Annotated in this window: 11 protein-coding genes and 1 pseudogene; 1 reads left to right on the top strand and 11 read right to left on the bottom strand. The window is 33.5% G+C overall.

Annotated elements, in window-relative coordinates; genetic code table 11:
• Nucleotides 1–24: 24 nt before the first annotated feature.
• From ACZQK9_RS08415 to ACZQK9_RS08395, 5 genes are all read right to left on the bottom strand, one after another.
• Entirely contained in the window at nucleotides 25–288 is a 264-nt protein-coding gene (locus tag ACZQK9_RS08415; protein WP_118669781.1) for a hypothetical protein, read from the bottom strand.
• Nucleotides 272–685 carry a hypothetical protein gene (locus ACZQK9_RS08410; RefSeq protein ID WP_349115487.1) on the bottom strand — a complete coding sequence of 138 codons (414 nt, stop codon included), beginning with the start codon at nucleotides 683–685 and terminating at the stop codon, nucleotides 272–274. The genes ACZQK9_RS08415 and ACZQK9_RS08410 overlap by 17 nt, the downstream gene beginning before the upstream one ends.
• A 2-nt stretch (nucleotides 686–687) precedes the next feature.
• Complete coding sequence (locus tag ACZQK9_RS08405) at nucleotides 688–1,557, bottom strand: TIR domain-containing protein (protein ID WP_182439181.1); 870 nt, start codon at nucleotides 1,555–1,557, stop codon at nucleotides 688–690.
• Between the two features lie 10 nt (nucleotides 1,558–1,567).
• Complete coding sequence (locus ACZQK9_RS08400) at nucleotides 1,568–3,514, bottom strand: S8 family peptidase (RefSeq protein ID WP_483270303.1); 1,947 nt, start codon at nucleotides 3,512–3,514, stop codon at nucleotides 1,568–1,570.
• Between the two features lie 230 nt (nucleotides 3,515–3,744).
• A complete protein-coding gene (locus tag ACZQK9_RS08395) occupies nucleotides 3,745–4,416 on the bottom strand; it encodes a hypothetical protein (protein ID WP_444108098.1) in 672 nt (223 codons plus the stop codon).
• Between the two features lie 295 nt (nucleotides 4,417–4,711).
• Here ACZQK9_RS08395 and ACZQK9_RS08390 point away from each other — a divergent pair.
• Nucleotides 4,712–5,985 (top strand): annotated as a pseudogene (locus ACZQK9_RS08390) (IS110 family RNA-guided transposase).
• Nucleotides 5,986–6,140: 155 nt separating this feature from the next.
• Here the strand turns inward: ACZQK9_RS08390 and ACZQK9_RS08385 are convergent.
• The 6 genes from ACZQK9_RS08385 to ACZQK9_RS08360 form a co-directional block, all read right to left on the bottom strand.
• Nucleotides 6,141–6,431: a DUF7669 domain-containing protein gene (locus ACZQK9_RS08385; protein WP_118669776.1), complete on the bottom strand. Its 291-nt coding sequence runs from the start codon at nucleotides 6,429–6,431 to the stop codon at nucleotides 6,141–6,143.
• Between the two features lie 636 nt (nucleotides 6,432–7,067).
• On the bottom strand, nucleotides 7,068–9,401 hold the full coding sequence (locus ACZQK9_RS08380) for a tetratricopeptide repeat protein (protein WP_483270302.1): 2,334 nt from the start codon (nucleotides 9,399–9,401) through the stop codon (nucleotides 7,068–7,070).
• A gap of 116 nt (nucleotides 9,402–9,517) precedes the next feature.
• Nucleotides 9,518–10,456, bottom strand: a complete 939-nt coding sequence (locus tag ACZQK9_RS08375; RefSeq protein ID WP_483270301.1) for a DUF2971 domain-containing protein — start codon at nucleotides 10,454–10,456, stop codon at nucleotides 9,518–9,520.
• Nucleotides 10,457–10,721: 265 nt separating this feature from the next.
• Nucleotides 10,722–11,639, bottom strand: a complete 918-nt coding sequence (locus tag ACZQK9_RS08370) for a PBECR4 domain-containing protein (RefSeq protein ID WP_483270300.1) — start codon at nucleotides 11,637–11,639, stop codon at nucleotides 10,722–10,724.
• A gap of 818 nt (nucleotides 11,640–12,457) precedes the next feature.
• Nucleotides 12,458–12,778 carry a nucleotide pyrophosphohydrolase gene (locus ACZQK9_RS08365; RefSeq protein ID WP_178016378.1) on the bottom strand — a complete coding sequence of 107 codons (321 nt, stop codon included), beginning with the start codon at nucleotides 12,776–12,778 and terminating at the stop codon, nucleotides 12,458–12,460.
• A gap of 2 nt (nucleotides 12,779–12,780) precedes the next feature.
• Entirely contained in the window at nucleotides 12,781–14,364 is a 1,584-nt protein-coding gene (locus tag ACZQK9_RS08360) for a DNA/RNA helicase domain-containing protein (RefSeq protein ID WP_483270299.1), read from the bottom strand.
• Between the last annotated feature and the right edge of the window lie 23 nt (nucleotides 14,365–14,387).

The following is a 14,387-nucleotide window of genomic DNA, read 5'->3' as shown; positions in this document are numbered from 1 at the left end:
TCAAGGCAGTATTAATCAAATATCTCATTTATGGTAATATTCAAATAATACACACTGTTTTTCCTGCCTAAGTGCATACATCTCCTCATATTCATTTTCACTCAAAGTTGTATAATGAACTGGAATATTAAAAGTATCATAAATGGCTTCTGCCAAAACATCTTTTAGGCGTTTCATTGCATCATAATTTGCAATGCTATATATAAGAATTAAATCAATGTCATTTGCTTCTTCTGTATATTGAAACGAACCCATCAAAAAAACATCAGCCTTAACCGATTCTTCCAAATCCGACGCCTGCTCTGTCATTATCCTCTCTATCAATTGGCCTAATATATACACTTGGTTTTGCACAATTTAAAGCCCCCATAAATTCACTCATAGTAAAAACGCCAATTCCATTTCTTCTACCTAATTCATATGCATCTTGCGTCACCCTATTCCAATTTGAAATTGTAACAAGGCAATCTATTTGATACTCACTTGTTATTTCATAATAATCCGATACACTAAGCGCATAATAATTTGATACAAATACAAATATTGGTGGTAAATCTTCTCTTTGTATTTCGTAATAACTATCACTTATTTTTTTACATCTAAGCACCTTATTATGTCCGTACATAGCGCTCTCAAAGTACTGTATACTTTCCACTCTTGGAAATTTTATAAATTGATCTGGCATATTTATTTCTCCCCCTTAATCATCTGCTCAAATTCTACCGGAAACCTTGGAGTTCCCTCTCGTATAATTTCTCCTTTATTACAACTTTCAAAAGCTTCGGCATGAATTTTAAATTTCTTGTATACTTCCACTTCTTCCATAGAAAGAACCGAAATATTACTTTCAAAAGCTTCCACTATTTTTCTATTATTGGGAATAATAATATTTTGCTTAAACTGATTCCATGTATTGATAGCTGATGACATAGGGTTATTAATTGCAACCAACGAATCTGGACCAAATTGTTCTAGGATTTGTTTATTCTCACAAAGCAAAATCTGTGTTTCCCTGAACAAATCCGTTTTCTTTTTATTCCCGCAAAAACCAATGCTCTTCTTTCTTGGCTTTGTTTTTTTATTTGCGACATCCGGAAAATCTATAATAGGTTCATCTAACAATTTAGAAAACAAATCATCCCACTGCTCATCGTCAGATAGATACACTATTTCCCTATTGCCTAAAGCAGCTGGATTAATCCTAGTTACAACCTCATCATTAATTGGGACAAACGATGCAAAAATAAATTTCTTAGGACATGTTTTTATCTCTTCTAATATTATCCTATACTCATCGCCTACACCTCCTATAAATTGGTCAGCACGCTCTTTATATTTTGGTGTCAATAATACAATTACCTTATTGGCATTTGGAATCATTTTAGCCATCATTTCATTAAAATCCACTGCCGTTTCCTTTTGCTTTAAATATTCATCCATTATGGCATCATAGCCATGCTTTTCTCTTAAACAACTTACAAATGCCACCACTTTTTTATTAAACTCATCGCTATCGTGTGCATAGCTAACTGCCACAACCAAATTATCTGTATTCATGACTATCTCCTTACTCAAACTCAATTTCTTCCTCAGCCCGTGTATAGATATCAACCTGATTCTGAACATCAAGTCTTGTTACAAGCCAGTTACGTGCCATACAACTCTTAATAAACTCATTTATTCTGTTTTTACCGTACATTTCCTTGAGAGTAATAACTAGGCCAAACTGCAAAGCCTCTTTATTCTTTGTCGTCACACGATCTTTGGTTAAAATACTGATTCCCCACATCCCTGATTCGTAGGATTTTCTTGGAACAGCACGCCCCTTTATTTCTTCACATACACGTTTGACATTATCCCATTTACGATATATTTCTCGTGCATCTTCTTCATAAAGAACTTGCCCCTCTTCGGATTGCTTATTATCGTCAATTGTTTTCAATTTTCCGTTTGGCTGAACTCGACCGAAATGAATATCCATTTCAGTACTAGTATAGTCAACGCCCTGATTACGGTCACAATGAGGAAAATATATCATTACAGCACGCGCATAAAATGGATGTTTTCCATCTACAACCGGGACAGGCAAATTATAATTGTATGTTTCATAATCCTCTGTTGTTCCGGTGATGAAAAATTTTATTTCATCATCACTTGTGCTTAAAACATCCTCAATTCGTTTAGGAACTACTCCATATCCTATAGAATCAGATATTCTACCGTTCGCACTCCACTTTGCGGCAGAATCTATTAGTAGAGCCTTTGCAACTTCTCTTGTTAATCCCATTACATGAATCAAGTATGCCATTTTTCGAGTAATCCAAGGGGCTGCAAATGAAGTTCCCGCTTTATAAATTGCCCCCATGTTATCTATGCATAGTGCAATCTTTGTGTCCTGCCTGTTTCCATCTCCTCCGTAGTAGCTGACATCAGGCTTATGGAAAAAAGACAATACCAGTCCTCTTCTCGAATAAGAAGCACTTTCATTTTCCATTGTTACAGAATTTACAACCATTGCATTTAATGAATCTGCCGGTGATCCTACTTTCATTTCAGGATGAACTAAACCATCTGGAGTATTAGTTCCTGCAACAATAAAGATTACGTCATATTCACTTTGAATGCGATCAAGCTCAGCTGCTTCAGGTGATATAAAATTATCCTTGATAGGTTCTGGCGAACCCAAAGAAAGATTCCAAACCTTTATATCAGGATTATTAGCCACAATTTCTCTAATACTCCTCAGAATAGCAAATGAACTAAATCCACTCTGTGTCGCTACTCCAAAGTGACGAACTCTAAAACGACCACAACCATCATCAAGCTTAGGATTACCTTTCGGCCCATCAACAATGATTGATGTTACAGCTGTTCCATGGTAATAGTCCTTTTTTTCAAGCTGAATATCGTTTGAAAGCATATTCTTATATTCCACCCATTCATGAAAATATACCTTCTCATTGAACTGAGTATCTATAACACCGACAATTGGCTCATTACCTGGTACAGGTATTTTTCGTTCACTATCAAAGTCAATTTCTTCATCATCGACAATATCTTCTAATTTCACTTGAGTTAAATCCGTAACACTCATTGAAATAAGATAAGGTGCACGTCTATACAAGGTCTGCATCTGTCCTGGTTCCAACAAAAGTGTGGTTCCATCAATGATTTTATCTTTAGATACAGTAATTCCAAACTTTTCAAGTAGTTCTGTTGTTTCAACGTCTGTTTTGTAAATTGTTACAAGCATATTCTGGGTTACATCGTCACTCGGTCTATCAACTATTTTAGTACAAGCCTTAACCGCGTCAGCCGTTATCTCTTTAGGATGATTAAAATGTGTATTTATCCATAATGGCTTATACTTTTTAAAAATATTTATCAAATCATCGGTTATCCGCATTGGATTTACCACAATAGCTCTTGTACCAATTCTTATTATTTCTATATGTTCTATTTCTTGAAGAGTTGACAATATCTCATCTAATTCATTGTCACCTATCTTATTCATCTAAACCCTCTCCCATAACGAAATAAAGTTTATTTCTCGAGAATATTAACCTTGCTTAATCAAATTATACAATTTAATTTATCTCGCCGCTGCTTCATTATCTACAAGCATACATGCCAACAAGATTCTTAACAAAAAACATTTTAATCACAACAGTATAACCTCTCAGCTCTAATATGTCTATGCTCCTATACAAACAAGCCAAAAGCATAATACAAAATGAATCTTTTTCACCTAATATTATCTATTAATTCTTCGATAACACCATAATACTTTACGTCAAGTGAATACCCCTTATTGAATTCCCTCAGAAGATAGGCAATATCTTTTTTGTAATCTCCACTTAAAGTTTCAACACTCCTCGTCTTATTTAGAATAAATTCATAAATTTCCTGAAGAATACTGTATCCTAGCTCTTCATTTCCCCCTATCCACTTAATAAGCGAACGATGAAATAATCTTTGCATATTCTCCCAATCATCTGTATTCTCTTCTTCTAAAATATTGGTGCATCTCACCACCTTTTCCGCAATATCTCCATCCGTAAAAGCCACACCAATCACATCACAATCATTAATCTCTTCTCTTGTAATTTTATCTCTAAAATCCAAATCCAAACACAATCCATCACTATAAATAACTATCAGAATCCCCAATGGTCTTTGCGTTCTGCTTATTAGAACAACTTCTCCAAAATTAAATATAAATTCTCTCACCAGCTCCTTATCCATCCTTTTTAACACCAAATCTATATCGGAAAATTTATGAGCGGTATCTTTTTGAATTGAACCTTTCAATATCGCCTTGCAGTTTTTTTCTTGAAAAAAACAAAAAGCATACTCTAAAAACTGCTTATGCGTATCCGATGGACACTTTTTTATAATATTTTTCTTAATGTTCATACTAATCTCCATTCCGCCGCCTTCGGCTGGCGGCACAAATAGTAATGAAAGTGTTACAAATTCTACTCCGTGATGTAAAACAACTTAAAAGAAACTACACTACAAAGCACGGGAGGAGGAGTTGTAATAACTTTCTTCGTTTTAGACAGCATACTAATCAGTGTAAGTTCTGCCTTTTCAAGCACAAATAAGTGGCGCCATGAGCCCGTACACTAAGAATTGTTTTAACTTCTTCGTTAAATTGTGTGGCAGTTCAGTCAATGGCTTCTTATCTTTTACGAAAGGAGCATTTGCTATGAAAGTTACTTATCAAACCTGTTGTGGTGTCGATGTTCACAAATCATTTCTCGTTGCCACAATAGTAAAAACTACTGGCGGTATTGAACCTTCTTATCAAAAGAAACGCTTTTCTACATTCAACAATTTTATTCTTGAATTTAAGCAATGGTTGCTAGAAAACAATTGTCATGATGTCTGCATGGAATCTACGGGTAAATACTGAGTTCCTGTCTTTAATCTTCTTGAGGATGAAATCAATGTCGTAATTGCTAACCCTAAATGGGTAAAAGTTGTCAAAGGCAACAAAGATGACACCAAAGATTCTAAATGGATTGGAGATTTATTCCGTCTTGGACTTGTAAAAGGCAGTTACATTCCTTGCAAAAAAAACGTATTCTTAGAGAATACACAAGATATCGTTATAAACTTATTTCCTGCCGTTCCAGCGAAAAGAATCGATATCAGAATGCACTTACTGTTTGTAATGTCGCACTAGACTCTGTAGTTTCCGATATCTTTGGGAAGTCATCCACATCCATTATTGATTATCTACTTCAACAATCGGATACTTCTATCAACCACGAAGAAATCGCTTCAAAACTTCTTAGGAGCCTCAAATCCAAAGAAGATTCTGTGATTGAATCCATAGAAGGATATCAGATGACTGATTCCCAAAAATATCGCATGTGCCTCGTCCGCGCACATATGAATTATATCATAGCAGAAATCAATGATGTAGACTCTATGATAGAAAATTTGATTTCTTCTGATCCTGATTATGAAAATGCTATCCAGTTTCTTTCTACCATTCCGGGTGTTAAACGTGATAGTGCAATCACTATCATCTCCGAAATAAGTATTGATATGTCTCAATTCTCCAGTTCCAAACGTCTCTGTTGCTGGGCTGGTTTAACACCAGGAAGCAACGAATCTGCTGGTAAGAAAAAATCTGTCCGTATAACACGTGCCGGTGTTTACCTCAAACCTGCATTAATACAGTGTGCCCATGCAGCCGTGAAATCGGATAAATCTCCTTACCGCAAAAAGAAATATGAATCTCTTGCGAAACGTCGTGACAAGAAAAGAGCCATTATCGCTATTGCTCGTATGATTCTTACCGCTATCTACCAGATGTTGTCTACTGGAGAAGTTTGGAATCCGAGCGACTTATACAAAATCGATATGCCTATACCACTTGTTGAAAAACAAAAAGCTAAGGCTATCAAACAAGCCAAGCCTTGTCTTCCTATATGCAATACCGTGAATCACAAATGGAAAATTCTACTTTAACAACAAATAAAGAAACAGCATGTGACGATATGTCACTTGAAAACCATAATATGGATTTAGAAACCACCAAAAATCGATTACTATTGTTTAATGATACATTACAAAAAAAGAAAGGGAATGACTAATCCAGTCATTCCCTTCTTACTTGATAGGAACTAGAACTTATCATCCTGCTCCACTTCCTTAATTTCCGTTTCCCAATTTATAACTTTATATTTGCCGTTACCAATCTTTTCATAATCATCATACATTGGTTTATAACACCGGGTAGGAATATTCGCACAACATCTATATGTTAGATGAGCACTCACAGTTCCTTCCGGATACTTACCTCCACTCCTACGCATAGCTGCAATGGCTTCAGCTCTACTAAACTCATTTTCTCCAGTTTCAATAACAAAAGCTCGCATAACTGCAAGTAATTCCTCTCGACAATTTTTATACATATGTATTCTCCAATCTCAATTTTATTATGAGTTTGGGCTCTTAAAATCATCGTTTCACAAGTGGTAAATAAGTGGTAATCGTTAATTACCGTTGAAATATTTCCCACAGAATCAAGGTTTTCACTGGATATTCAAATGCTGCCCCAATAGTTGCCGTTACCAGTTTTTAAAAAAATCCACTTCTGTAATCTTACGCTAAAATATACCTCATTTCAGTACATTTTCAGCCCTAAAAAACTGCCTTTCAAAAGTGGTAAACAGGTGGTAAACTTTTTTCAAAAATTGGATTTTTGCCCGTAAATCAAGGCTTTTTCAAAGAAGTTAGTATAGTGCCGTGGCAGATGAATAATATTTTTATCATTGTCTCATTTTCCTTTAGTTTCTTGGCATATCTTAGCATATCTTGGCATATCGTGGCAAGAGCCCGAAAATACGGGCTTTTTTCAAGATGTTAGTCTACCCGGACGGCAGACACCAAATAGGGGTAAAATGGCATATCTTGGCATATGCTGGCATATCATGGCATATTATTCCCTGCAAAAGTGGTAAAAAAGTGGTAAAGTTGAGGGGCGTACCACTGGGGAAATAGTCTAAGCATTACATCTTGGACAGTTGCTTTCAATTAATCTCCAATATCTACTGTTTGCAAGTTATTCCCTTACATTTAGTACACACTTTATCACATTCTATTAATTGCTTTAATTCTACTGCTCCCTTCTTTTCCCCTATTTTATCTAAGAACTCTGAAATTATCCAAAGAGTATTATAATATTCCTGTATATTTATATTTCTCAGGCAATTATATCCTTCAAGAACTGAAACATATAACTCTCGTATCTTTTCTACATCTTCTTTAAGAAATGGTTCTTTTAACATAAAATTCAATGCATTTGCAAGTCCAAACTCAGTTTTGATCAAACTATATGTACATTCGCTTTTAGTTCTTTTAATCTGTAATGCTTTCTCTAAATAAAAAGACGCATTTTCATAATCAGATATCGATAAATAATTTTTTCCAATATTATGATATACATCCGCAACCTCCATCGAATATTCTCCATAATATTGTTTTTCCCTCTCCAATGCTTCTTGCAAAAACTGATTAGCTTTTTCAAAGTCAATCTTGCTATAAGCCAATCCCATATTGCAATAGTACGCCATCAGGGCCTTTTCTTCTTTTGGTAAAAACTTATCTAATAATTGTTTGACACACAAAAAAGATATTAGAGCTTTATTTTTATCAGATGACAAATATGCCAATCCAGCAGCATTAAATATATCACAACCAATCTTAGCTCGTAATTGACTTTCTTCAAATTTTTCAAGTTCTTGAATTGCCAATCCTACAACGCTATCCAATGAATCATAAAAAGACAGACCATCCAGCAGTTGTATCAAATTATATAAAATATACACATCTTTCTCATTATTGAATTTAATAATTTTTAATAAACTGACTATAATATCAAAATGCATACCTTTCTCTATAATTGAATATTCATCTTGATATAAATCCCTATCAGTATAATATTGTTTTAAATCAGCAACATATTTATCGCATTCTTCAACCTGATTTCTTACACACTCTCTTATCAAAGAATGCATATAGAACCCTTCGTCATTTCGCTTAATCCATCCAAATTCAACTAAATCTCCTATATCTTCGTCAGATGCCTTTATAATTTGAATAAATTTTCTTATAACGCCTTTTTCTTTGGTTAAAGAAAAATTAATCAATATACGTTTCCTTTCATCAGACATATTTTCTAATGAATAAAGCGTTGCTAGATGCTCTGCGATTTTAGCATATGTTTTTTCTTTATTATTTTGAACTTTAATTCCTGTACTAGATATTCCTTTTTCAAGAATACATCCTAAATATTCATTTAGTTCTTTTGTGCTTTTATTAGCAGCTCGTGCAAAAAGTTCAATAAGTAATGTACTTTTGCCAAATCTATTCACTAATTCAATAATCATCTCCTCATCGTCTGATGATATAGTTCTTTTGTAATATTCTTTGAAAAGTTTAATACAGTCAATATCATTAAGAGGAAGGACTTCATGTGTAATATATCCTGAAATTGATTCCATCCTAGATGTAACAATAACTATCGCATTTCGTTCTAAAATATCCCTATTTTTATCTGATAAATAATTATCATCCACATCGTCAATGAAAATTACATTTCGCTGGTTATCCTTTGAATTCATTCGTTTCTCAAAGTGCATTATTAAATCTTCGTCTACACTTTTTTCCGCCATGGCCATCGCAATACCAGCCACCACACTCCCCTTATATGTCATCCATAATGAAACATCAAACATCATCTTCACTTCGTTAAAAAGTTTTTCAGCCAATGTAGTTTTTCCCATTCCACCAATACCTGAAATAAGCAAATGATGCTTTCTGCTTAAAATATATTCCTTTAAAGTTTCAACTTCTATTCTATCAATATATTCAGGACATATCTTTGGCTCATTAATACATAAACATCTCTGTGGCACTGGCGAAAACCATTTTTCGCATATACTCACTTCTTTCATTCTTGATATTAATTCATTACCATCAATAAAAGTAATTTTGATTCCTTTTGTAGAATATTTATTTTTGAAATTTTCAATTTCTATAATTTCTTCTTTTGTAAACTCTTTAGGAACACACAAAAACCATTCATTAATATTAATCTCTTGTTGTTCTAAAACTTTTAAAAAGGAATTATCTATTTGTTGCCATCTTGATGCATTTAACACATCAACAAAAAACTTACATTGATATATTTGAACTAATTTGCCATTCGAAACATGAATATCAATTCCTCCATCGCCCCTACTAGCCTTTATTCGATGCACTTCACACGTTGGATTCTCTCTTTTAAGTAAATCTTCACAAACTAATTCAAAACAATCCCTTGCTCCAACAATCCCACCATAATACCTTGTAAAATTATCCCAACTCTCAATTGTATTCATTTTATAATCCCTCAATTCTAACTGCTTGTATTGCAAGTTCAATAATACAATATATCTTTGCTAATTAATTTGATTTCTCTACCAGTAAACTTATTATTCACTTTCCATAAATTCTATCAATACCGTACAGGTATGTGGGAATAATCAACCAATGCAGAATATCCTTTTGATTCAAGCATCTCTTCCATCACACTCACTTGATGCTTTTTCTGCTCTACATCACACTGTAAAGGACCAAAATTCACATATGACACATCACATTTCTCTAGTTTCAATTCAATATATGGAACAATATATCCAGCATTCATCCTATGCTTCACAGGGAGTTTTTTCTCTCTTTTTGCAACATCAACAATAATTCGAACTTCCTCTTCATGTTGAAAAAACTCATATTTAAAAACAAGGCGCCACTCCGATAATCGATTGGAAATAATATACCGAATAGAGGATTCTTGTTCCTTATCGTAATTATCTCTTAATTTTAACAACATTTTTTCTATTAATCTTTTTTGTTCACTTCGACTATAGATTACAGGATAAATATGAAACTCAGCTTCTTTGTCTCCTAAAAGCTTTTTCAATGATTCTTTTATGCTATAAGGATAAAAACCAATATTGAATCCTTCATATTTGTTACCCTTTGAATAATAGTTCCACATAGCCAGCGAGTCTTTATTCTTAGAAAAAGAACATAAATATCTATCACATTCCGGTCGAGTTATCTTAATCTTCTCATCTTTATTATAACTCAGAAGAATTGTACGGGCAGTTTTAACCTTTATAAAAAGTTGGTACAAGTACTCTGTAATTTCATCTCTATCTCTTAATTCTTTACACACCTCTTGGTAAACTTCTTCTACAACAGTTCCTTCTGATGCGTCGTTTAAACAATCATATCTACTTGCCCATAAAGTCACCTGTTCTAAATCACCAGACATAATTGACGAAAATCCAGTAGGGGATGTGTAATGAAACAAGTCATTCTCATATTCAGCAGGCATATAATCTGCATCCATTTTTAACAGAAGTTTAAATTCGTCTAATTTACTTAACATTTTACACCTCGATTTCTTTATATGTAAAAATTGAATATTTTTGTCAATTATGACACTTTTACTCAGTCACCCCACTTACTTACTCATAATATGCCTCTATCTAAGTGTTCCTATTTCAATTATAATACATAAAAACAAAAAATGGCATCCCAACAGTAATATTTGTCGGGACGCCATCTATGAGTTTATTCTGTTCTCCTTTTCTAAATAAAAAAGGAATCAGGCAGAACTTCTTCCCAACTCCTATAATGTTTTTTAACTGCAATCAACCTTTTTGTCTGCATTCATTTAATAAATCTCTAACTTCATTTGGCATTAAGTCTCTCTCTTCACCCTTAAGCCTATGTAAAATAAATCTCTTTTCATCATTTGTCCAACGAAAATCCCGTTTCATGTATGGCAAATAGATTCTATCCAATGCATCTAATTGTAACAGTTCATAATGCTTTAAGATTTCTTTGTCCGAGCATAATTCTAAAGCGTCAAAATTAATTGCACCATTTTCCAACACATAATGATTTTTTAGTTTTTTATAATGACTATTTTTCCGAAGTGCTTCCCAGACTTGTTCCCAATAAATTTCAAATGTTTTTACGCCATTTTTATCCTTCTTCATGAGTGAATACGGCAATACCCTTTCTTGATGACAAATGTATTCATCATCCACACGAAAGAAAAATGTATTAGGATAATTGATATCACTACTTTTTCCGGATGACATAAACCCAATCCCAAAATATCCATAATTATTGTTTTCATCCTTATATTTCTTCCAGAACATGTACTCGATTTTGTCCAATTTGGTTGAAAAATTCTTGACTTTAGTATAATCAAACTTAACAATCTGTCTTGACTGTATAATATCTAAAATCATTTCACTACTGAAATACTGAATTCTTCCTTTATATATTTCATCAAAATGTTCACTGTTTTCAAAGTCATCTATATCTATTGCATCTTCTCCATCACTACACATTCTATTATACAAATCAGTTGCACTTATACGTTTTTCTTTATATTCAAACAAAATTGGATTATCTACAAGATATTGCAATCCAAGTAAATGTGGTAAATCTTGTGGGTTAAAAGCAAACTTTATTGTATCACCATTACTTAAAGGAATCTGAATATTTGTCTTTATTAACTTTTCATAATCAGCAATAATATCTCTAATTATATTCAAGGCTTTTTCTCCTCAAAATAATAAATGTCTTCTAGGAAAACCTAGAAGACACTTATAAGCATTTTCACCTTTTCCTCCGAAGAGTAAGATACTGTTGGCTCAACGCCTAAACCAACGGGAAGACCTCCATTTGCATTTGGTATCACTCACACAAACTTCATCAGCCAAGTAGTTCTTCGCCCGTAAGCAAAAAGAACTATTCTTAATATATGCACATAGCATACAATTTATTAACTACTTTTCCAAGCAAGTTTACCACGTTTATTTTTACCAGTCAACTAGCAAAATTATAATAAACTTACTTTTCTACTTATATAATACATCATTTTCTTCAAATGCACAACATAAATCTTTTCTATTCAATTAAATAAAGCATAACTCTCCACTTTTTCCATGCACCTTTGGGTGTTACACGGAGTGTAACACCCAAAGGTGCATGGTGTCAAGCATTATCCATTATCGACTTTGTTTTTTGACACACTCGCCATACGCCTTTTTTTCTCCTTGAGTTCCAAAACACTCTCAAATATAGCTACTATTTTTCGATTAACCACAAAAAATAACACATATAGAATAAAAATGGCATCCCAACAGCCCTATTTGCCGGAACGCCATCTATGAGTTTGAGCTCTATTTAATTTTTTCTTCCTGCAAAAGTGGTAAACCAGTGGTAAACTTCACCTCCTTTGCACCGGAAACGCCCATTTTACAGGCCTTTTTCAATTTCGGAAAATATTGCCATGGCAGATGAAAAGTATTTTAATCACTTCTTATCCCCTTCCAAAAGTTACTGACACATTATTCTTTCCCACTATCCACTACAACTGATCGTACTTTGCTGCACTTCCCTTTGCTTTTTCCACGGGATACTTTGCCTCGTTCTGCGCCATCTTCATATTGATGATTTCATCTGCATCCAGCCCCAGCTTGTCCAACAGATTCTGACTATAAACCATAACATCTGCTAATTCCTCTTTAACATGCTGTAAATCATATTCCTCATCATTCCACTGAAAACATTCCAGAAGTTCAGCTGCCTCAATCACAATTGATTTAGCAAGATTTACCGGAGAATGGAACTGGTCCCAATCCCTATCCTCTGTAAATTTTCGAATTCGATCTATTGTTTCCTTCTTCATCTTCAAATCTCTCCTATTATTGATGATACATATTTTCTCAAATTGTCATCACAAATGTACAAATATGTTCCCTTAATTCCTCTCGTCATAAGTACATAATAAATATGCTTTATGTATTCTAACAATTCTTCCTTCGAAGCTGTTTTTTTTCCATTTTGATCATAATAATTTTCAGGTCTAACGATTATTTCTTTGTTTTCCGGATCATAGCCGATCTCATTCCCCATAATTACAAATCCATAATTCAAATCAAAACCTTGTATTGTATGAATACATCCAACTTGCTTATCAGCACCTTCAGAAAGCACCCAATTCTCTAATCTATAATTCCATTGTTTTTTAACACCATCTAATTCCATATCGTAAAGAGACTTATCCTTTTTACTCTTCCACTCCCAAGCATATCCCGCAATCATGCGTGATAAAGTAAACTCAGCCTCCAGTTTTTTCTGAAGATTGTTAAACTTTTTAAAATCACTCATTACTTTGAACTCATAATTTCCCAAGCAAGCTTGTTGATTGCATTTTCCAGAAAGAATACAATTTACCAAATTAATATAATCATTTCCACCATTTACTCTCATTTGTGTAAGTAAACTATAATACGTGACTAATCTGCGGTTCTGTTCCAATTTCATTTTTTCATCAAATCGCTCCATATTAACACCAGATGGTCCAACCACCTGCATTTCATCATAAAACAAAATTGGGCATTCACACTGTTGCATAATCCAATCAAGTTCGTCACTTTCGGTCGTCAACCCCAGTGCCTTACAATTCGCCTTAAAGCTAGCTCTATTTACAATATTTTTATATTGATGCAGCCTGTGCGCCTCATCAACAAGTAAAATATCGTAATGTTGCTTTACAATATCTGAAGGTCCAATTACATCTGCCGCTTTTAATCCGTAAATACTTCGAAACACTTTAGACAACGTTTTTCGCAAGGATGTAGGCGGAACAACAAATCCTATTTTTTTATCCTTATATTCTTCACTATCACGAAGTAACTTCATAATATAAATTGCTACAATAGTTTTTCCACTTCCCGGCATACCATTAACAACAATTGCCTGATGTAGATTTTGTTTAATTCTCTGTGTTATTTTATCAACTGCATCTCGCTGATCATCATTCAGTTCCTTGAACGGACTATATTTAAATAGATCTGAGTTTTCTATTTCTTCAATTGAATGCTTAACTAATTTTTCTCGTTGTAATTTACGCCAAAGAATATGAAAATCCACATCATATTTTTCTTTATCAAAATATTCCTTATCCGCAATTCCAGCATTTTTATTTGTAACGACAAATTTTTCATCTGCAACAATATACTGAATAAGTTTTGACTCATAATCAAAAGTTACCGACTGATTAAACTGTTTCGAATAGATAAAATGTACTTTATCAAATATGGATTTTTCAACAGACATATGATGTTGATTCATACGTGTTTTTACATGATTTGATTCACCAATATAAGCCTGTTTCCCGTTTTCTAAAATATAAAGCATTGGCCAATTCGTAAGATAATTCTCCGTTCCATATTCTTGATTTTTAAAATCTCCCTCAGTAATTTTAAACATACAACAATCCCTCTTTTACATAT

Source organism: Wujia sp. (genome assembly GCF_056872695.1).
This window is presented reverse-complemented; position numbering and strand designations above follow the sequence as displayed.